The 21,432-nt window shown below is 67.7% G+C and carries 12 protein-coding genes, 2 pseudogenes and 1 riboswitch; of the genes and pseudogenes, 5 read left to right on the top strand and 9 right to left on the bottom strand.

The window, feature by feature from the left end:
* Window positions 1-52 precede the first annotated feature (52 nt).
* Window positions 53-802, top strand: coding sequence for a thiaminase II (gene tenA, locus BCHO_RS04695; RefSeq protein WP_024540827.1), 750 nt, complete (start codon window positions 53-55; stop codon window positions 800-802).
* A 194-nt stretch (window positions 803-996) separates the two neighbouring features.
* Here tenA and BCHO_RS04690 read toward each other — a convergent pair whose 3' ends face one another.
* The 4 genes from BCHO_RS04690 to BCHO_RS04675 all read right to left on the bottom strand — a co-directional run bounded on the left by BCHO_RS04690 (window position 997) and on the right by BCHO_RS04675 (window position 6,166).
* Window positions 997-1,302 carry a YhbY family RNA-binding protein gene (locus tag BCHO_RS04690; protein ID WP_024540828.1) on the bottom strand — a complete coding sequence of 102 codons (306 nt, stop codon included), beginning with the start codon at window positions 1,300-1,302 and terminating at the stop codon, window positions 997-999.
* 134 nt (window positions 1,303-1,436) lie between these two features.
* Entirely contained in the window at window positions 1,437-2,267 is an 831-nt protein-coding gene (locus tag BCHO_RS04685) for an aldo/keto reductase (RefSeq protein WP_024540829.1), read from the bottom strand.
* 855 nt (window positions 2,268-3,122) lie between these two features.
* Window positions 3,123-5,591 (bottom strand): energy-coupling factor transporter ATPase, encoded by a 2,469-nt coding sequence (locus BCHO_RS04680; RefSeq protein ID WP_024540830.1) that lies wholly within the window; start codon window positions 5,589-5,591, stop codon window positions 3,123-3,125.
* Window positions 5,588-6,166, bottom strand: a complete 579-nt coding sequence (locus BCHO_RS04675; protein ID WP_029675422.1) for an ECF transporter S component — start codon at window positions 6,164-6,166, stop codon at window positions 5,588-5,590. Before BCHO_RS04675 ends, BCHO_RS04680 begins: the two co-directional genes overlap by 4 nt.
* Window positions 6,167-6,448: 282 nt before the next feature.
* Window positions 6,449-6,594: riboswitch (FMN riboswitch) on the bottom strand.
* 333 nt (window positions 6,595-6,927) lie between these two features.
* On the opposite strand from BCHO_RS04675, the gene ppgK reads away from it, so the two are divergent.
* Both ppgK and BCHO_RS04665 read left to right on the top strand, forming a co-directional pair.
* The gene (gene ppgK, locus BCHO_RS04670) at window positions 6,928-7,707 is read left to right on the top strand and encodes a polyphosphate--glucose phosphotransferase (protein WP_024540832.1); all 780 of its coding nucleotides are present in this window, start codon (window positions 6,928-6,930) and stop codon (window positions 7,705-7,707) included.
* 400 nt (window positions 7,708-8,107) lie between these two features.
* Window positions 8,108-9,574, top strand: a complete 1,467-nt coding sequence (locus tag BCHO_RS04665; RefSeq protein ID WP_024540833.1) for a pyridoxal phosphate-dependent aminotransferase — start codon at window positions 8,108-8,110, stop codon at window positions 9,572-9,574.
* Here the strand turns inward: BCHO_RS04665 and BCHO_RS04660 are convergent.
* Both BCHO_RS04660 and BCHO_RS04655 read right to left on the bottom strand, forming a co-directional pair.
* Window positions 9,553-10,359, bottom strand: coding sequence for an ATP-binding cassette domain-containing protein (locus tag BCHO_RS04660; RefSeq protein WP_024540834.1), 807 nt, complete (start codon window positions 10,357-10,359; stop codon window positions 9,553-9,555). The two genes, BCHO_RS04665 and BCHO_RS04660, sit on opposite strands and share 22 nt — an antisense overlap.
* Window positions 10,360-10,515: 156 nt before the next feature.
* Complete coding sequence (locus BCHO_RS04655; protein WP_237743036.1) at window positions 10,516-12,663, bottom strand: hypothetical protein; 2,148 nt, start codon at window positions 12,661-12,663, stop codon at window positions 10,516-10,518.
* A 55-nt stretch (window positions 12,664-12,718) separates the two neighbouring features.
* Here BCHO_RS04655 and BCHO_RS04650 point away from each other — a divergent pair, with 55 nt between their 5' ends.
* Together BCHO_RS04650 and ligA are read left to right on the top strand one after the other, a co-directional pair.
* A complete protein-coding gene (locus tag BCHO_RS04650; protein ID WP_152595864.1) occupies window positions 12,719-16,192 on the top strand; it encodes a tetratricopeptide repeat protein in 3,474 nt (1,157 codons plus the stop codon).
* A 132-nt stretch (window positions 16,193-16,324) separates the two neighbouring features.
* Window positions 16,325-18,922, top strand: a complete 2,598-nt coding sequence (gene ligA / locus BCHO_RS04645) for an NAD-dependent DNA ligase LigA (protein ID WP_051354866.1) — start codon at window positions 16,325-16,327, stop codon at window positions 18,920-18,922.
* Window positions 18,923-19,116: 194 nt separating this feature from the next.
* Here ligA and BCHO_RS04640 read toward each other — a convergent pair.
* The 3 genes and pseudogenes from BCHO_RS04640 to BCHO_RS04635 all read right to left on the bottom strand — a co-directional run.
* A pseudogene (locus BCHO_RS04640) lies at window positions 19,117-20,163 on the bottom strand (Mrp/NBP35 family ATP-binding protein); the annotation flags it as partial.
* A 237-nt stretch (window positions 20,164-20,400) separates the two neighbouring features.
* Window positions 20,401-20,523 (bottom strand): annotated as a pseudogene (locus tag BCHO_RS09215) (iron-sulfur cluster assembly protein); the annotation flags it as partial.
* A 272-nt stretch (window positions 20,524-20,795) separates the two neighbouring features.
* Window positions 20,796-21,401, bottom strand: a complete 606-nt coding sequence (locus BCHO_RS04635; protein WP_033491186.1) for an ECF transporter S component — start codon at window positions 21,399-21,401, stop codon at window positions 20,796-20,798.
* Between the last annotated feature and the right edge of the window lie 31 nt (window positions 21,402-21,432).

The raw sequence follows: 21,432 nt of genomic DNA, 5'->3' as shown, positions 1-21,432 counted from the left end.
ACGTGTCGGACGACCGTCTTGATTGGATAACACCATCGTAGGGAGACGACATATGACCACAGCTGAATCCGGCAATGCAACCGCCATCACGTTGACGAACCTGCCACCGTTCGCACAGCGGATGCGCGACGCGGCGAACCTGGTATGGGAGGAGGGGTACCGCCAGCCGTTCATCCGCGAACTCGGCGCCGGCACGCTGCCGACGCGCAAGTTCGCGTTCTACCTCAAGCAGGACGAGCTCTACCTCAACGACTACGCGAAGGTGCACGCGCTCGCGCTGACGAAGACCGACGACGCGGAGATCATGAAGTTCATGGTCGACGTGCAGCGCTCGATCTTCGACGTCGAGAAATCACTGCACGGCGATTATCTGGCGTCGTACGGCATCACGCCCGAGGAGATGGCGCGCGCGAAGCAGTCGGCGTTCGCGCGCGCGTACACGACGCATATGCTGTCGGTCGCCTATGGCGGCGACCTGCTCGACGTGCTCGTCGCCGTGCTGCCGTGCGCGTGGGTGTACGCCGACTACGGGCAGCGTCTCGCGGACGAGTTCGCGGACACGCTCGGCGACAACCCGTACAAGAGCTGGATCGACACCTACAAGACCGACGAGTTCTGGCAGTCGTCGGCATGGCTGCTCGCACACATCGAACGGTTCGTCGCCGACGCCGATGAGCGTAAGCGCGAACAGCTCATCGAACTGTTCATCCACGGCGTCGAGAACGAATACATGTTCTGGGCGAGCGCGTACGACGAACAGATGAGCTGGAAGCCGCAGTGGGAGGCGATCGACGCGCAGTGACCGCGTGCCGATCGCGGGACGTGCATCCCGTAAAGGGGTGTGACGCCAGCAAGCAGGTCCTTCCGGTGACATCTGCCCATCAGGCGCATCGCCGTGCGCGGCCTGGCGGCGGTATGACGAAGGGGGGTGGATCCGCCATGATCGGCGGATCCACCCCCCTTTATCGTCTGCTGTATGTGTCGTCCGTCCGCGTGTCACTCGCGCACGAGGCGGATGTGTTCCACGTCGTCGCGCTTCGAGACGCGGAACAGGACGAAGCGGTTGCCGATGACCTGCACGACGTCGGCGCCGAGCGCGTCGGCGAGTCGTTCGGCGGCCTCGCGCGCGTCCATGCCGGAGCCGTCCTGGACCTGACCCTTGATCAGCTCGCGCTTCTCGATTGTCTCGTCCGCCTGCCGGATCGCGGAATCGGTCAGGTCGTTCTTGCCGACGTACACGAGCGGCTTGAGCTGGTTCGCCATCGCGCGCAGCTGCTTCGTCTGCTTCTTCGTCAATGCCATGGATATCGTCTTCCTTCTGTGACGTGATTCATCGATTTCATCAAGTGCGTAACCGCACCATCATATCCGATGCGTTCGATCGACGCCTGGTGGCAGACGACGTGCGTGTGCGCACACGCATGCGGCATGTCGCATCAGAAATCGAAATCGTTCGGGTCGGCGCCGTTGCGCACGCCGGTGTCCATCGTCGCGATCCTGTGCATGTCCTCGTCGTCGAGTTCGAAATCGAAGACGTTGATGTTCTGCTGGATGCGCGTGCTGCGCACCGACTTCGGCAGCACGATGAGTCCGCGCTGCAGATGCCAGCGGATGACGACCTGCGCCGACGACCTGCCGTACTTCTCGCCGATCTCGATGAGCCGTTCGTCCTTGAGCAGGTCGCTGCCGGTGCCGCCGAGCGGGCTCCACGCCTCGACGGCGATGCCGAGTCCACGGCAGTAGTCGACCATGTCTTGGTTCGGGAAGGTCGGGGAGGATTCGATCTGATTCACCGCCGGCTTGACGTCGGTGTGCGCCAGCAGTTCGTCGAGGTGGTTCTTCGCGAAGTTGCTCACGCCGATGGCCCGTGCGCGGCCGCTGCGGTAGATCTCCTGCATCGCGGTCCAAGCGTCCTGCCAGCCTTCGGCCGGCCAATGGATGAGGTAGAGGTCGACGTAGTCGGTGCCGAGACGCTCAAGGCTCTCCTGGAACGCGTCCATCGTGCGGTGCTTGCGGATGTCGTCGTTCCACAGCTTCGTCGTGATGAACACGTCCTCGCGTGGCACGCCGCTCGTGGCTACGGCCTCGCCGACCGACTTCTCGTTGCCGTAGACGCTCGCCGTGTCGATATGGCGGTAGCCGCATTCGAGCGCCGCGTGGACGGCGTCGACGGTGGCCTGACCGTCGGGCGTGCGGAAGACGCCGAGGCCGACCTGCGGGATGAGCACGTCGTTGTTGAGTATGACGTCATGTGTCGTGGGTTTCACGGTTCCTCGATTCCTCGTTCGCTGCGACGTCCCTCCGATCCGGCCGCGCATTCGTCCATGCGTGTGCATGCCGCGCCGGACGACGCCGGCGGATCGGAGGGACTTGTTCCTGTGCGTCCCATCGTAGAAGGCATGTGCGCGGGACGCATCGCAATCAGCGATGCGAGGAACGGCGACGCGGCGACAGGGCCGCGCAGACCGATTCGCTTACGGGCGGCGACCGATTACGCGGACGTATCGTTACGGGCGGCGATCCCTTACGGGCGGCGATCGCTTACGGGTAGCCGACCGCTTACGGGTAGCCACCGCCCGTAAGCGCGATTGGTCGCTTACGGGCGGCGGACGTGGGCCGCGGCTGCTTACGGGCGGCATCCAATCGTCGCCGGGCGCTTGACTACCCGTAGGAGCTGCGGTCCGCTTGGGGATCCGGGATCGTCGGTGTATAAGGTCAACCGCGAATGGCCGGCTACCCGTAAGGGCGAACGAATCGCCTATGGGCGGATGCGGGGCGCTGACGGATGTTCGTCCATCCGCCGAAGGTCGTTTGCGTCGGTCGCTCGTCGACGCAAACGCCGACGAATCATGGTTCGCGTATGCGCGGAGGATGCGTTGCACGATTATGGGCGGCAGTGCAAAAAAGATGTGCGGCTATCCGCTGTTGTCGGATGGCCGCACATATACGACTCGTGAAGGGAATCCGTTCACGGCTTGTTCCTTGTGGGAACCGTGGACGATGACTCCGCTCCGTTGACGTTATTCGTCTTCGTTCGCGAACAGATGAAGATTGTGTCAGCACTTGTTCGCTTGTCGCTGAATCACATGATGCCATACTGTGAGCTGATTCACGCGTTTTGTTCACATATTGAACACATGTCCCAGGATGACCAGGGCGATGACGATCGCGACGCCGCCGCAGAACAGCCAGTCGCGCGCGCGCATCTCCAGCGGGTGCCATTGTGTGCGCCGGATGCCCTCCTGATAGCAGCGGGCGTCCAATGCGAGCGCGAGGTTGTCGGCATGCCGGATCGCGCCGGCGAACACCGGAGTGACAATTGCGCACATCGCGCGCACCCGTCTGATTAGGCCGCCCGAGTCGATCGAACCGCCGCGCGCGGCCTGCGCGTCGCGGATCGAGACGGCCTCCTGGACGAGCGTCGGCAGGAAACGCAGCGCGAGCGACAGTACCAGGCAGATCTCCTGCACATGGATCCATCGGCGCAGCGGATGCAGCAGCCGTTCGAAGGCGTTCGACATCGCCGTCGGCGTGGTCGTCAGCAGCACGACCGCGCCGAGGATGATGACGAACGCGAAGCGCAGCATATAGAGGAGCGCGACGTGCACGCCGCCCGTCGTGATCGCCCAGCCGCCGATGTGCAGCAGCGGCGTGCCGCCGCGGACGACGGCGAGGTTGAGCAGACCCGTCACGACGAACAGCGCCAGGAAGACGCGCACCGACGAGAGCAGCCGGCGTACGCCGACGCGGCTCGCGCACGTGATCGCGGCGGTCGCGACGAAGCCGACGGCGAGCTGCGGCCACGTCGACATCGCGAAGGCCGTGAACATGAGCGCGAGGATGCCGAGCATCTTCGCGCGCGGATCGAGGGAGGATATCCAAGAGTAGCCGGTGTCGCTCATCGAGATCGCTTCGGGCGGCATCGGCTGCGACGGGCGGTCGCTGTCGCGGTCGTCGCCGGCGAGGGCGCCGTCGCCGCTTTCGGGGCCGCCGTCGCTACCGGTGGCAGGATGTGCGTCGCATGTGCCGTGTGCGTCGTGCGCATTGTTGTTATCGGTAGCGGTGCGCGCATCGTCCATGCTGCCGCTACCGGTAGCGGCAATGGTGCGCGCGTCGCCGATCTGCGTCGTCGAAGCGTTGCACGGAGGGAAGTCGACGACGGCGTCGGCGAGCGTGTGCGCCATCGTCAGGTCGTGCGTGATCATGACGATCGTGACGCCGCGCATGCGCAGGTCGCGGATGATGCCGCGGATGCGCGCGCAGGCGGCGTCGTCGAGCGATGCGGTGGGCTCGTCCATGACGAGCACCTTCGGGCGGCATGCAAGCACGCCGGCGATGGCGACGAGCCGCTGCTGGCCGCCCGAAAGCGTGAAGGGGTCGCGTTCTGCCAGATGCGCGGCGCCGACGAGCCGCAGCGCCTCGTCCACCCGTAAGCGCACGTCCTCGTCGGAAAGCCCCTGGTTCTGCGGGCCGTACGCCACGTCCTGCGCGACGGTCTTTGCGAACAGCTGCCTTTCGGGATGCTGCATGATGAAGCCGAGCCGGCGGCGCAATGCCGCGCGTTCCCTCCGGCTCGCGTGGACGAGTTCGACGTCGGCGACGCGGATCGAGCCGGCGTCGGGCTTCAGCAGCGCACACAGCAGCTTCGCGAAGGTCGTCTTCCCCGAACCGTTCCTGCCGACGACGGCGAGTGTGGATCCGGATGCCACCCGTAGCGAGAAGTCGTCGAGCACGGCGGTGGTGGCTCCGGGGTAGCGGAAGGTCACATGGTCGAAGACGATCGCCGGCGTCGACGTTACGGGCGGTACGTCGCCGGCGGGTGCGGACGGTGCGTCCGGTAAGGGATCGGGAAGGGCGTGGCCGGTCGCCGACGGTGCGTCCGGTAGCGGATCGGATCCGTCGTCTGCCGGCAGCAGACGGCCGTGCTCCAGACGCAGGACGTGCGTCGCATGCGCGAGTTCGGCGGCGTCGTGGGTCACGATGATGATCGCGGTGCCGCGCTTCTGGATGTCGTCGAGCGCGGCGAGCACATCGGCGCGCGCCTCGGGGTCGAGCATCGCCGTCGGTTCATCAAGGACGAGCAGCCGCGAACGCATCGCGAGCATGCCGGCGATCGCAACGCGCTGCTGCTGTCCTCCCGAGAGATCGGCGGGGTTCGCCTCCGCGAACGTCGTCATGCCGACCGTCGCGAGCGCGTCGTGCACACGTTCGCCGATCTGCCCGCGCGGCGTCGCGAGGTTCTCCGGGCCGAAGGCGACGTCCTCGCAGACGACGGTCGTGACGATCTGGTCCTCCGGATTCTGGAAGACGATGCCGATGTCGCGGCGCGCACGACGATAGGCGCCGGCGTGCGCGCCGGCGCCGTCGAAGACGAGTTCGCCGGCGAGTTCGACGGTGCCGAAGTCGGGGGCGGCGAGACCCGCGGCGAGCAGCGACAGCGTCGACTTGCCCGAGCCGTTCGGGCCGACAAGGGCGACGCGTTCGCCTTCGCGCACCTGAAGGTCGACGCCGTCGAGCGTCCAGGTCGCGCCGCCGTCGTAGCTGAGCCGCACGCCGCGCATGTCGACGACGGTGCGGGGGGAGGTCGTCACCGCTGACCCCGTTCGAGCAATGTGGAGATCGGCTTGTAGATCAGGAACGTGATGACGCCGTTGAGCACGAACTTGATGAGGTTGAACGGCAGCAGCACCGGGATGATGAGCTTCGCGACGTCGGCCATCGACATGTGCGCGTACATCGGCGTGATGACAAGGTTCGCGCCGATCGCGACCACGAGCGCGAGCAGTGCGCCGACGATGATGCCGACGAGCGCCGACGTGCGCGTGCGGCGGCGACGGTAGGTGACGGCGGCCGGCACCGAAAGCGCGAGCGCCACGAGCACCGCCATCAGCGTGCCCCACGGATTCGTGAAGAGGTGGGGGAGGAAGCCGAGGACGCTGACGATTGCGGCCGCCGACGGGCCGAAGGCGAAGCCGGCGACGAGGCAGACGACGCCCGAGGGATCGTATTTGAGCCACGGCGCCGCGGGCATGAGCGGGAACTCGATGAAGCTGACGGCCATCGCGAGCGCGACGAACAGCGCGTACATCGCGATGCGGCGCGTGGACCAGCGGCCGCCGTCGCCGACGCCCGTCGAATGCGCGTCGTCGGGCCGCCGGTCGCGCAACGTGCGCGCGGTGGACGTCGAGGCGGGCTTCGCGGCGCCGCCGGTAGCGGTCGTGTTATCGGTAGCGGCGGCGTTATCGGTGGCGCGACCGCCGTTGGCGACGCTACCGGTAGCGTCGTTGACGGCGTTGGCGGCGGCTGCGTCGTCGGCGGCGGGTGTTGCCGTACCGCCGGCAGCGGCGGGGGATACGGACCGGGCGTCGCCGTTGGTGATCGGGCGTTCGTCGTCGGTCGGCTGTTGGGATGCGGACATGAGGGCATCATCGATCGTGCTCATCGCAGAGCTCCGTTTCTTCCATCCGGACTGTCACCGTTGGCTTCGGAATCCGACCGAATCCACCGCTTTCGCGGGTTGCGGGCTTCGCCGTAGGCGCATCGGATGCGCGGCGCTACCGCCAGTAAGGAATTGCACCTTCCTTGAAACTACATGTTCCATCTGTATACGCAGGCCGGGATAAACAGACGCCGTCGATTGCGCGAAGTGCGCCTGAAGACGGGTGGAGGAGGGATATTCGTCGAGCAAACGATGGTCAGGGAAACCCTTGCGTGATGCGTGGATGCGAGGAAACGCAACATGACAATCGTTATCAGAAAAACATCGTTTCAGAATGTGGATAGTTTGCGAAACACCAATGTTTACTGGTTGAACTAATATATCATATAGTAGGGCAGTCATTCGCGGATGCATGGCGCATCGGCCGACGGGCCCGAGATGGTGAAATCACTGGGTGACACCCCTGGAAACGGTAAGGAAGGTTGACGATGATTGAGACGGCACAGGCGTTCGGCGTGGACATTGGAGGATCGGGCATCAAGGCTGCGCCGGTCAATCTGGAGAAGGGCGAGTTCGCGGAACCGCGACTGAAGATCCTCACCCCGGAGCATTCGACCCCGAAGGCGGTCGGCGACATCGTCCGTCAGCAGCTCGAGCACTTCGAAGTGCCCGAGGACATTCCGGTCGGCATCGCGTTCCCGGCGCCGATCAAGCCCGGCCAGAAGCTCGACTACATGGCCAACCTCGACCAGTCCTGGATCGGAGTCGACGTCACCGAGGTCTTTTCGGAGGCCTGCGGTCGTCCGGTGACCGTCGTCAACGACGCGGACGCCGCCGGCGTCGCCGAGCAGCGCTTCGGTGCGGCCGCCGGACAGGAGGGCCTCGTCATCGCGACGACGCTCGGCACCGGTATCGGCACCGCGCTCATCTATGACGGCGTGCTCATCCCGAACACCGAGCTCGGCCACATCCAGTTGCCGAAGGGCAAGGGCGACGCCGAGAAGTACGCGGCGTCGTCGGTGCGCGAGAAGCTCGATATGGGCTATAAGAAGTGGGCGAAGCGCCTGACGAAGTACTACAGTCTGATGGAGCTGTACTTCAGTCCGCAGCTGTTCGTCGTCGGTGGCGGCGTCAGCCGCGTCTCGGAGAAGTTCCTGCCGTACATCGACATCAAGACGCCGATCGTCGCCGCGAAGCTGCACAACGAGGCGGGCATCATCGGCGCCGCGTACTACGCGAGCAGGAAAATGCAGAGGAACGCCGACTGATTCTCGGTGCGTGAGGCGTCGAATGACGCCGCAGCATCCCGAGGGCGGCCGCCGGAGAAACACTCCGGCGGCCGCCCTTTGCCATGCGCCGTCTCGGCGAACCGTGCCGCCCGTCGTTACGGGTGGTCGTCGTTACGGGCAGCCGATTCTTACGGGCAGCCGTCATTACGGGCAGCAGTCGTTGCGGGCGGTCACTGTTGCGATGGGGGATCGGTTTGACGAAGTCCGCCCGTCGGATGGCGACTCCCATGGGTGGCGGCTGCTTACGGGTGGCCGCCATCTGCGGAAGATCGCCGAGCACCGAGCGAAAATGTGCGGGTGCGCGTAGATTGAGGATGTGCGTTTTTCCCGAAGAGTAGACATCGATGAACCCAATCCAATCGCGAAGGCAGAGGCCGCATTGAAGGCGGAGGGGATACGGCCGGTCGCGCTCAACGATTCGAACCCGACGAGGCATGGTCTGGCTCCGTCGTCGCTGCCGACGGTCTACGCCGCCGAACCGCGCGGACAGCGTTATGCGCGCGAGGCGATCGCCGACTACATCAACGCGACCGTCGAGCCCTACGTTCCGGATGCCGACGATGATTCCGCCGCGCATGCCTCCCGTAAGCAAACGCATGCGGATGACCTTATATATAAAGGTACGGGCGCAACGATCCTTCAAAGTGCCGCCGGTAACGACGATGCCGTCGACGATGAGACTGCTGCCGATAGCGTATACGCGGATGTCGCTACCGATAGCGCCGTGCGTGTGAGTGCCGCCGGTAACGGTGACGGCGTTGACGATGGCGATGCCGCCGATAACGACGACGGCGACGGTGCTGCCTGTAACGACGGTGCCACCCGTAACGATGGTGCTGCCCGCAACGATGGTGCCACCGGTAAACAGGAGGAAGGGGGTGCTTCCCGTAAGGACGGGCAGGCGAGGGCCGATGAGGTGTATCTGCTCAGTTCGACGTCGCAGGCGTATTCGTGGCTGATGAAGCTGCTGTGCGACGCCGGCGACGCGGTGCTCGCGCCGAAGCCCGGGTATCCGCTCATCGAATCGATCGCACGGCTCGAATGCGTCGAGGCGCGCTTCTACCAGCTGCGCTTCGACGGTTCGTGGTTCATCGACGTCCCGCAGATCGAACGGATGCTCGCCGAGGACGCCGACCGGCGCATCCGCGCGGTCATCGTCATCAACCCGAACAATCCGACCGGCTCCTACATCAAGCCGGCGGAACGCGAGGCGCTCGTCGCGCTGTGCCGCCGCTACGGCATCGCAATCATCGCCGACGAGGTGTTCTTCGACTACCCGTTGGAGCCGTTCGACGGCAACCGGAGGCTGAGCGGCGAGCCGCGCATGCTCACCTTCGCGCTCGACGGCTTCTCGAAGACGCTGGCCGCGCCGCACGCGAAGGTCGGATGGATCCGCGTGTCCGGACCGGACGACGACGTGCGCGAGGCGTGCCGCCGGCTCGACGTCATCGCCGACGACTTCCTGCCGATGAGCGAGTTCGTCGCCCGCGAGATCCCGGCGATGCTGCATGAGGCGCCGCGTCAGCTCGACGCCGTCGGCTCGCGCATCCGCGCGAATCTGGCGACGCTGCACCGGATGCTCGACGGGGACGACCTCGGCGTCGTCGACGTATTGCGCGCCGAAGGCGGCTGGAACGTGCTGCTGCGTTTCCCCGGGGTCATCGACGAGAACGACCTCGTGCTGGCAATGATCGACGCATCCCGTACGAGCGGGCAGCCGGGGTATTTCTTCGACATGACGTCGAACGGCTATCTCGCGATCTCGCTGCTGCCCGAGGAGGAGCTGTTCGCGCGCAACGTCGCGACCGTGCTCGACGCGGTGCGTCAGCGGCTCGGCATCGCCTGATACTTGCTGCGGATGAGCTGCGTGTAGAAGTCGGTCGCGTGCCTCGGGTCGCCGTCGAACACGATGTGCGCCTCGTCCATGACGAGCACGCGCCGGATCTCGTAGCGTTCGTCGGCGATGAGCTCGACGTCGTGCGTCGTGAACACGACCGGCCTGCCGTAGCGGAACAGCCGTTGCGCGACATGCGCCGAACTGATCTCGTCGAGGCCGCGCGTCGGCTCGTCGGCGACAAGCATCGCCGGCAGATGACAGCAGGCGACGGCCATCGCGAGCAGATGCAGCCGTTCGCCGTCGAGTGCGTCGAGACGCATATGGCGCACCTCGCCCAGGTCGAAGGCGGCGAGCAGGTCGCCGATGCGTGCGGCGCGTTCGGTCGGCGGCACATGATGATGTTCGAGATAACCGTCGAGCGCGTCCTCGACGGACTTCGCGCGCTGGAAATGGGCGCGCACATGGTCGAGGCTGACATAGCCGATCGCCGAGGCGACGACCGGGCGGTCGGCGCGGCGCGACAGCTCGCGCGGCTCGCCGTCGACGATGTAGTCGGCGGCGCCGGACGTCGGCGACTCCTGCGCGCCGACCATCCGGATGAGCGTCGACTTGCCGGCGCCGTTGAGACCGATGACGGCCACGTTGCCGCCGTCGTGCGCGATGCGCAGGTCGGTGGGCTCGCAGCCGACCGAGCCGTCCGCGTAGACGTAGCCGGCGCCGTGCAGCTCAATGTCGACGGTTTGCGCGGGCGGTCGGCGTCGGCGTGAGGGGAACAACGAATCGAAAACGCTCATACGGCCATTGTATCCATGCGCGTTCATGCGTCGCCGCCGCGTCCGACCACGGGCGTCGGCGGCGGAGTCCACATCGGCGATGATGACGACGGCGTGCAGGATGCCGTCGGTAAGTGCGGGAGTGCCCGCGTCCTGAAGCCTGCAGCGGCCTTGTGTCTACGGCAACGCGAACCAGCAGCGCACACGGTGGAAGAGCGCAGGATCGTTGGCGACGAGCATGTCGTCGCGGCCGACGACGAAGCAGGAGGCGACGGCGAACACAAGCGCCGCGCCCACGATGACGGCGACGAGCGCGCGCGTCCACGGCCAACGACGCATCATCAGCGCGGCGACGGGCACGGCGGCCACCATGAACAGCCATCCGAAATCGGCGATGTAGCGCCATCCGAGGCCGCCGACGAAGGCGTCGAAGACGACGAGGGCGGCCGCGAGCGTGAGCGTCGTGACGAGCGTCGGCCACCAGACGCCGCAGCGGCGGCGCACGGCCGGCCACGGCAGCGCGAACGCGCACAGCGCGAGCGGCATCATCGTGAACAGGCCGCCGACGCACGGCTCGGTGAACGACCAGCTCGGCAGAGGCGTCGGCGACAATGCGAGGAACGGGAACATACCGGTGAGACGCGGCGGCAGGAACAGATAGTAGAGGACGGTCAGCGGCATGTTCCCGGCCGGCGTGTGGAAGCGCGTCATGTCGGTGACGGTCAGCTGGTAGGCGTTGCCGAAGTCGAAGGGGGAGCCGAAGCGCAGCTGGTTGTAGACGAGGACCGGCACGGCGGCGGCGAGCGCGGGCAGCAGCATCGCCGCCGCGAAGCGTCCGATGCGCCCGCGGTCATGCGCCCGCGCCGCGCGCAGCAGGTCGGGCAGGAACAATGGCAGCGCGAACAGCGCCGTGAACGTGAAGGTCGGACGGCAGCCGATCGTCGCCGCAATGCACAGCGCGCCCCAGGCGACATGCGGCATCGAGACGATCCGCAATGCGCGCTCGCCGCCATCGTGATCCTTGCCGTCCGCGTCCGCCGTGCGCACGGCGCCGAGCCACAGCCACAGGCCGAGCATCGCGAGCAGCAGCCCAGAGGAGAAGGGGATCGAGTAGAAGTTCGTACGGAACCACAGGTACGGCAGGTTCGCGCCGAGCATCGCCGCGACGCACAGCAGCATGGCGGCGGCGAGCGACGTGCGCGGCGCGACGCGGTCGATCAGGCGGATGACGAGCAGGCAGGCGACGACGCTGACGCCGGCCATCAGCCACAGCTGCGCGCAGGTCGTCGGCAGCATCAGGCCTCCGGGCGTGAACCACGAGGTGACGACGCGGAACGGCAGGAACAATGCCACAGCCGGCAGCACGCCGAAATACGAGTACCAGCGGCCGTCGTGGAACGCATAGTCCCAGTAGATCGGCGTCGCGCCGTCGGCGAGCATGCGCGCGCGTGCGGAGGGATCGTAGGGGTCGGCGGCGGCGGCGAGCGCGTCGGGGACCGGAAGGTCGAGCGCGACGCCGCCGTGCAGCAGCGCGTCGGCGAGATGGCCGTACTGGTCGAAGTCGAAGGTGTAGTCGCCGTCCTTGTGGAAGACGAGCGGATGCGCCCAGCCGATGATCATCGCGCTGCGGACGGCGACGTAGACGCCGAGCGCGCCGGCGGCGAGCGCGAACGCGAGACGCTGGCGCCGGCTCGAGACGTCCAATGCGATATGCCACAGGCCGGTCGACGGCAGCAGCAGGATGATGAAGGCGGCCGCCGCGGCCATCGTCGCGACGCGCGCCCAGTCGAAGACGAAGGGGACGCGCACGTTCGCGCGGAGGTTCTCGATCGGCACGAGCGTGCCGCGCGGCTCCTCGATCCAGACACGTACGAGGCCATGCGCCGGCGCGCGGAACAGCAGCGCCGACGGCGTCGACGGCGAGACGACGACTGCGGGGGAGCGGAACGCCCAGCTGTCGCCGTCGCGCGTCGCGACGCGCAGATGGACGGTGGAGACGACGTCGTCGCCGCGCGCGCCGTCGCGCACGGCCCGCACATGCGTCTGCGGCGTCGCGTCGGCGCGCCAGTACTCGCTGCTGCCGTCCGCCTCGACCTCGACGTAGGCGCCGGCGGGGTCGCGCACCTCGAGCAGCCCCTGCGCGGTGCGCGACAGTCCGGGCCCCAACGCGTTGGACGCCGACGCGGAGTCGGTGGACGCGCCGATCGAGCGCCAGTGCGCGAGATTGCACACGACGCATTCGACGATGAGGATGAGCGCGATCGCGACGAGCGCGGCGCGCAGGACATGCATCGGACGCGACCGATGGGCAGAGCGGGAAATCACAGCCATTATTCTAACGGCACCGTGGGTATCGGCGGGCACGTTGTACATTAGTCGTATGAGACAACGGCACGGAGCACAGGGACGACGGGGACGGCTCGAAGGACGGGGCCGTGGGGACGCGCAGCAGACGGAGCGCATGGCGGCGCAGTCGCGGCGCGGCGGCGAGACGACCGTGGCCGCGCTGCCGCAGCCGCTCGAACATGCGCTGCGCGCGCTGCGCGCCGTGTTCCGCTGGAGCGACGACGTCGCGCCGGACGCGCAGACCTACCGCGTCGGTGCCTTCGCACGCCGCCATATGTTCGACGGATTCCCCGGGGAACGCCACGACGCGACGCCCGGCTGGCTGCAGATCCCCGGCACACGCACCTTCGCGATCGGCCTGTTCGTCCGCCACGACCGTTTCGTGCAGCTCGCGCTCGCCGACGACCGCGGCCGCGTATTCGCGACCGGCGAGCCGCGCGCCGACCTGCAGGGCCGCGAACCGCGCCTCGTGTTCGACGCCGACGCCGCACGCGGGCGCCGTGACGGCGTCCGACGCGGCACAATCACGGCATTCGACGCCGGTGGCGACGTCGTCGTCGGACGATGGACGAAGACGCGCTCCGGCTACACGCTCGGCTCGATGCGCGCGGCGCTGCCCGACGCGCTGCGCACCGGACTCGGCTACCGCGACGCCGTGACCGTCGCCTTCTTCGCCGCCTACCTGCAGCCGCGACTGCGCGGACGACTCATCCCCTTCGGCTCCGACGACCTGACATGGCGCCTGTCGCGGCAGGCGCCGCTGAGCGCGATCCGCACGAGCGTGCGCGACGAGGAGGAGACGAGGATGCTCGGCATGCATGTGTCGGGCCTCGAGGAGTACGCGATGCGGCTCATGCGCGAATCCGGCGCGCTCGACGACGTGCCGGGACTGCTTCCCGACCACGGCGCCGAACCGATGCACACGCTGCGCTCGCCGTACTCGGGCTGCTACTTCCTGACCTGGGACACGTCGATGCCCTTCGACGCCGCGCTCACGTCGCTTAAGATCGAAGGCTCGCTCAACCGCATGGCCGCGCTGCGCGCATGGCTCGACGCGAACGCGGCGCGCGGCGACGGGCCGACCGAGGACGCGGCGAGCGCGGCACAGCTCGCGCTCGCCGACCGCACGTTCCTCGAGAACCCGGCGCTTGTCGCCTTCGACGCGTCGCGCGACGTCGACCCGGACGACGCCGATTTCGGCGTCGTCGCCGGCTTCCCGGCGTTGGCGGAACTGACGGCGCAGGCGCTCGCGATGCAGTATCCCGACCCGGTGCATACGCGGCCGGAACACGACGCCCCGCTGTTCGCCGAGGACCTGCACGGCGGCGTGGCGGACGACGCCGACGACGCACATGACGACGGCGCGGCCGGGGACGGCCGGCGCAGCGCATGGGTCGTGCGCCAGACGCTCGCACGGCTCATCCGTTCGATGCGGCTGCCGTACCGCTTCGACTGCGACTTCCGACTCGACCCCGACGGCGGCGCCGCGCTGGAGTTCACGGCGGCCGGTCTGGCGCTGATGCCGCGCGGCGTCTACGACGCAGGCCGCGGACAGTGGACGAAGACCGACGCCGCATGGCGCGCGCGGATGAGCGCGCGGTACAACCTGCGCGTCGGCATCATGCTCGCCGCGCTCGCCTTCGGCGTCGACGAGCGGCTCGACGAAGTGGCGATACGCATCGACTCGCTCGGCCTCGAGGAGGCGATCGCCGAACAGGACGACGTCATCCGCTCGACGATCAGCGACGCGCTCAACGCCTTCGAACATCTCGGCGACGCCGGCCGCGAGCATCTCGGCGGCAAGTCCGACCCGAAGGACGGCGACCGGCACGGCAATCCGACGCGCATCATGACGCCGCCGAACATGCCTCCGATGGGCGCCCCGCGCGACGGACGCGGCGAGGAGCCCGCCTCCGGCGGCGACGATGACTTCGACGCGCTGATGCGCGGCGGCGGCATCGACGAGGTCACCTTCGCCCTCGACGACATCCACGGCGACGGCCACGACGGCGACGTGCCGCCCTTCGCCGCGACGCGCGGAGCGGATGCGGCAGCCGACGCCGGCGTCGGCGGTGATGACGGTGCGGAGAATGGCGCCGCGCAGAACGCGGACGGCGCCGATGGTTCCATGGAAGCCGGCGACGGCGAGGCGCCTTCGGCGTCCTCCGGCGATGATGCGATCGAACGGCTGCGTCAGGGGCCGACGATGCGCACGCTGACGACGGTCGTCTTCACGCGCGCGATGTTCCTCGAGCGTCTGTCCCGAGACGGCCTGGCCGACCCGGTCGGCACGTACCGGATGTTCGGCGCGGCGCTCGCACTCGACGATGACGGCGGACTGGGGCCGGTGGACCCGGGATTCTCGATCTCGGACGCGCGCTTCTCGCCGCAGGGCGCGCAGGATGCGCCCGAGGAGCACAACCGCAGGCTCGACGCGGGGGCTGCGCATGTGCTCGGCGCCGACGACACCTTCGGACTGGCGATCCAGCGCGACGACCTCATCAGCAATGCGCTGGCCTGCTTCCACACGCTCGCCGCCGACGCACGGATGCCGTCGGCGCTCAAGGCGCAGCGCGCGATGGACGTCATCGAACGGATCGGCGACCCCGAGCTGCTCACGCACGCGACCGACGTCACGTCGGCGCTCATCGACGGCGACGACACACCCGACTTCACGTCGACGCTGCTCAGAGACCTCGACGACGCGCGGCTCAAGGCTCGCGACCTCTTCTTCTCCGGACAGCCCAGGCAGGCGCTCGCCGGCGTCGAACAGGCCGTCGCCGCCCTCGACGACATGTACCGCGATATCGACGGCGTGCCCCGCTACTTCAACTCCTACGCCGACCGCGTCGTCTACAACCGGCTGTTCGCGCTGCCGGACGAACATACCGTGCTCATCCCGGACACGTTGTTCTACGCGCATCTCGAACTCGCCGACGCGCTCGGCCAGATCGAGGGCCCCGAGGCGGCGCTCAGGCATCTCAACGCGCTCGTCTCCTACGCGCCGTCCTACGCGCTCACGCATCTCAAGCTCGCGGTGCAGCTCGCGCAGAACGAGGACTGGGATTCGGCGAGGGCCGCCTGCCTGAACGCGCTGCGCGTCTCGCTCGACCGCTCCGACGCCGCCTACGCCTACTACCGCCTCGCGCAGGCGGCGTGGATGCACGACGAGTTCGACGTCGCCTACGCCGCATACATGCTCAGCGGGGCGATCGGCGACGACACGGCGACGCGGGAGACCGAGATGAACGAGGTGCGGGCGCGCGCGCTGTCGCAGTGCATCCGCCTGCCGATGACGCTGCAGGAGGCGACGGCCACGCTCGAGGCGCACGACGTGCCGGTGTGGCCGCGCACCGAGGTCGCGCCGATCGTGCTCGACGCGGCGCGCGTGTGCGTCGACCGCGCGATGTTCGTCCCGGCGCGCACGCTCGCCGTCGCCGCGATGCGCCTCGTCGGCGACGACACGGACGCCGTGCAGCTGCAGTTCCTGCGCTCGCTCAACGCGTAAGGTTTTCGCGCCGCCGGCGGCGGGTCGGCGTCGCACGGCCGATATATTGGAGATGGTCCGGCCGCACGTCGCCGCGGGCGACGCGGACGGCGCGCGGCCGGACCGGAGAACAAGGACGGAAAGGTGCGGGACATGCAGACGGCAGCTCGGGACGATGCGGACATGAAGGACGGGAAGGACGTCATCGGATCCGACCGGTGGATCGACGCGCTCCGGTACGACGACAACGACGCGATGGACCTCGACGACCTCGACGTGGACGCGCTGACCGCCGAACAGGCGGCGCGGCTGTGGTCGCGGCTCGCGGCGTGGGTGGAGACCGACCAGATGGCCTACTACGTCGACGACGCGCCGGTCTCCTCCGACGCCGCCTACGACGCGCGCATGCGCTGCCTGCAGCGGCTCGAGGCGGCGTTCCCGCAGCTCGACTCGCCGTCGTCGCCGACGCGGCGCGTCGGCGGCACGTTCTCGAACGAGTTCGCCTCGGTGCGCCATCCGTCGCGCATGATGAGCCTTGACGACGTGTTCTCCTACGAGGAACTGCGCGCCTGGTACGACGGCGTGCGCGCGGCGCTCGACTGGCCCGAGGGCAAGCCGCTGCCGATGACCTGCGAGATCAAGATCGACGGCCTGGCGCTCAACCTCATCTACCGCGACGGCGTGCTCACGCAGGGACTCACGCGCGGCGACGGCGTGACCGGCGAGGACATCACGATGAACGTGCGCACCTTCGCCACGATCCCGGCCACGCTCGGCGGCCCCGAAGGCGACGTCCCCGAACTCGTCGAGATCCGCGGCGAGGTGTTCATGCGCTGGGACGACTTCCATGCGCTCAACGAACGTCAGGAGGACGAGGGCAAGGCTCTGTTCGCCAATCCACGCAACGCCGCGGCCGGTTCGCTGCGCCAGAAGGACCCGCGCATCACGGCGAGCAGGCATCTGAGCTTCTACGCGCATGGCCTCGGCGAACTCGTCTGGGGTCCCGGCAAGCCCGTCGACGTCGCCGACGAGGTGCACGACCAGTCCGAGGCGTACGCGCTGTATGCGAAGTGGGGCGTGCCGGTGTCGCCGCATACGCGCGAGGTGACGAACTTCGACGAGATCATCGCTATGATCGAATACTACGGCGAGCACCGCTACGACATCGAGCACGCACTCGACGGCATCGTCGTCAAGGTCGACGACCTCGCGCTGCAGCGCAGGCTCGGCGCTACGTCGCGCGCGCCGCGCTGGGCGATCGCCTACAAGTACCCGCCCGAGGAGGTGAACACTGAGCTGCTCGACATCGTCGTGCAGGTCGGACGCACCGGGCGTGTCACGCCGGTCGCGATCCTCAAGCCTGTCTACGTGGCCGGATCGACGGTCTCGCGCACGACGCTGCACAACGGCTACGAAGTCAAGCGCAAGGGCATCCTGATCGGCGACGTCGTCGTCGTGCGCAAGGCCGGCGACGTCATCCCCGAACTCGTCGGCCCCGTCCTCGCGCGCCGCAAGGGACGCGAGGGGAAGCTGCGCGAGTTCCACATGCCGACGCACTGCCCGTCATGCGGCACGCTACTGCGCCCGATGAAGGAGGGCGACAAGGACCTGCGCTGCCCGAACGCCGAATCGTGCCCGGCGCAGCTGACGGAACGCATCATCAACCTCGCTTCGCGCAAGGCCTTCGACATCGAGCATCTCGGCGAGCAGAGCGCGATCGCGCTGACGAACCCGGAGGACGACCGCCCGGATTCGGTCGAGGCCTACGCGCCGAACATCGTCGAGGTGCGTGTGAAGCCGGGCGAGGAGCCCGAGCCGTACATCGCCCCGGAGGGATTGGCGCTGCCCGACGCGCAGCAGCCGGTGCTTTCGAGCGAGGCGGACGTGTTCGACCTCGACGCGCGGCGCCTCAAGGACGTCTACGTGTGGCGCGAGGCGCCGATCATCGAGATCAGCGAGAAGGTCGAGAACGGCAAGCGCCGCAAGGTGCGCAAGCGCATCGGCGGATCGGGGCTGTGGCACCGCGTGCCGGCGTTCTGGACGACGCCGACGAAGGCGAGCGACGCGAAGCCGGTGCCGGCCGACGGCGTCGTCGTCGGCGTCGACGGGCGCAGCGGCCGCGGCATCTACGTGTGTCCGACGGAGACGACGCGCAAGATGCTCGACGAGGTCGACAAGGCCAGACACACCGACCTCGACCGCGTGCTCGTCGCATTGTCGATCCGCCGCCTCGGGCCACCCACCGCGCGTCTCATCGCGCAGCATTTCGGCACGCTCGACGCGATCGAGGACGCGGACGTCGACGAGCTCATGCAGATCGACGGCATCGGACCCGAGATCGCCGAATCGGTCGTCGACTGGTTCGCCCAGGCGAAGGACCCGACGAGCTGGCGCGGCAAGGTGCTCGCCGCATGGAAGAAGGCCGGCGTGGGCATGGAGGCGGATAAAAGCGACCTGCCGCAGACGCTCGCCGGACAGACGGTCGTCGTGACCGGATCGCTCGAGACCTATTCGCGCGATTCGGCGAAGGAGGCGATCATGGAACGCGGCGGCCGCGCCGCAGGGTCGGTCAGCAAGAAGACGGATTGGGTCGTCGTCGGCGCCAACGCGGGCTCGAAGGCCGCCAAGGCCGAAGCGCTCGGCATCCCGATGATCGACGAACGGCAGTTCGACGAATTGCTCGCCACCGGCACCGTCGAAGGCGTCCGTCAGGCGAACGCGAGCGAGCGGAGCGTGTCCGCGGAGGCGTGACGGCGATATGTCGCCGCCGGCGCATCGCCGACGCGCACATCGCGCACATCGCGCATGGCTGCGCATGGCCGACGGCATCATCTTCGTCGGCCATGTTTCGTCAGTGGTGATTTCGTCGGTCGTGCGCGGTCGATGCCGATGACGACCTGCGGCGCCGGCCGTCGTCGATGACGGTGTCGCCGACGACGGCCGCGTCAGCGTGCATCGTCGGATGCCGGCGCGGGGTCGGCGTCGATGAGCGTGCGCGCAAGACGGACGAAGGTGTCGCCGAAGTCGTCGTCGCGCAACGTGCCGTCTTCGTTGAGCACGGCGGGCCGTCCTTCGGTCTCGCCGATCTCGCGGATGCGCGGATCGAGCGGCAGCTGCGCGAGCAGCGGCACGTCATGGCCGAGCGCGCGCGACAGCTGTTCGCTGACGCGCGCGCCGCCGCCGGCGCCGAAGATCTCGAGGCGTTCGCCGCCATGCTCGAAATAGCTCATGTTCTCGACGACGCCGCGCACATGCATCGGCACCTGCAGTGCGACGAGCCCGGAACGCACGGCGATGTCGGAGGCGGAGGGCTGCGGCGTCGTGACGACGACGAGTTCGGCGTTCGGCAGCGCCTGCGCGACGGAAATCGCCATGTCGCCGGTGCCGGGCGCCAGATCGAGGATGAGGACGTCCGGATCGCCCCACCACACGTCGGCGAGGAACTGTTCGAGGGAACGCTGCAGACGAGGGCCGCGCCACAGGATCGCGCGGTCGGAGCCGGCGAACATGCCGATCGACATGAGCTTGACGCCCCACGACGTGACCGGCATCAGCATGCCGTTGAGATTTGTCGGCTGGCTGTGCACGCCGAAGAGGCGCGGCAGCGAGAAACCGTAGATGTCGGCGTCGATCGCCGCCGTGTCGTAGCCGAGCGCGGCGAAGGTGGCTGCGAGGTTCGCGGAGATCGACGATTTGCCGACGCCGCCCTTACCGGATGCGATCGCGAAGACGCGCGTTTTGATGCCCGGCTTGTTGAACGGGTTCTCGCGGCGTGCGGCCTTGAGGTCGTTGACGAGCGCGTGCAGCTTCTCGTCGGCCATCGTGCCGACGTTGATATGCGGCGTGAGCCGCGCGTACGGGTAGCTGGTCACGGCCTGCTCGATCTGCGCGGCGATCTGTTCGGACAGCGGACATCCGGGCACCGTCAGCTCGACGTCGACGACCACGTCATAGGCGCGCCGCGCCCCATCGCACCCATCGCCGGCATCGCTACCGGTAGCATCGCCGGCATCGCTACCGGTAGCATCGCCGAAATCGTTACGGGTGGCATCATCGACATTGTTACGTGAGGCGTCGTCGCTACGGGTGGCATCGCGATCGGCAGCATCGTCGTTACTGGCAGCGGCATCCGAATCGTTACGGGTGGCATCGCCGGTACGCGGAGTGCCGCCCGTAAGCATGGGGGAGGAGATACCGCCGGTAGCGTTTTGGGAGGCGCCGCCGGAGGTCGGGATGACGGTGACGTTGGCGATCATTCCCAATTGCGTCACGGAACGGCCCAATTCGGGGTCGATGACATGATCCAGGCGTTCCATGATGGCGTGTTCAATGATCGTCGTCTCGTCGCTCATTCGGTTTCGATGCCTTTCTGCATGCATGGGGGACAGGACCCGAGGAAGATTTCGTCGGGGTCGAACAATGACCCACTGTATTGCATGCGGGGATGACGCGCCAGAGGCGGACGAATCGTTACGGGCGGCACGATCACGACGAGGGTGATCGTGCCGCCCGTAACGGTGTATCGTATGCGGGGCGCAATCAATGGCGTCTCATCGATGCGTCCCGTAAGCAGCGTGTGCGCATGCGCCGACGGTTACGGGATGCATCCGCAACGCGCCGGACGTCATCGGCGTCCGGCGGCGAAATGGTCGAGCGCGCCGGTCTTCACCAGCATCCGGTAGAGCGCCCAGCTCAACGCGCCGGCGATGAGCGCGCCGGAGATCACCGACGTGCCCAGATAGATGCCTGCACGCAGAGCGCTCCAGCCGGGATTCGTGACCCAGTAGTAGATGCCGCAGCCCAGCCCCGCCAACGCTCCGGAAAGCATCGTGGCCGCCAGATTCCACACCCGGTAGGCGAGCAGCGCGAAGCCGAGTTCGGCGCCGAGGCCCTGCATGATGCCGACGACAAGCGAGCCGCCGGCGCCCCACTGGTTGCCGAGCAGCAGCTCGAGCATCGCCGCGACGGTCTCCGCATACAGCGCCGCGCCGGGCTTGCGGATGATGATGGCCGCGAGCGGGCCTGCGAACAGCCAGAACGCGTTGAGGATGCCTTCTAATCCCGGGGTGACGGCGCCGAACAGCGCCAGCGGCGCGGTGCAGATGAGGTCCCACACCCAGAAGATGAGGCCAGATGCGGCGGCGATGGCGGTGGCGGTCACCAGATCGACGACGCGCCATCGGCGCGAAGCGTACTGGATCCGTGCGGCGTTGATTTCGGTATCGGTCATGAAAAGTGCCTTTCCTGATCATATCCATATG

Source organism: Bifidobacterium choerinum (assembly GCF_000741135.1).
Lineage (GTDB): Bacteria > Actinomycetota > Actinomycetes > Actinomycetales > Bifidobacteriaceae > Bifidobacterium > Bifidobacterium choerinum.
The sequence above is the reverse complement of the archived record's forward strand: the minus strand, read 5'-3'. Positions and strand labels throughout refer to the sequence as shown.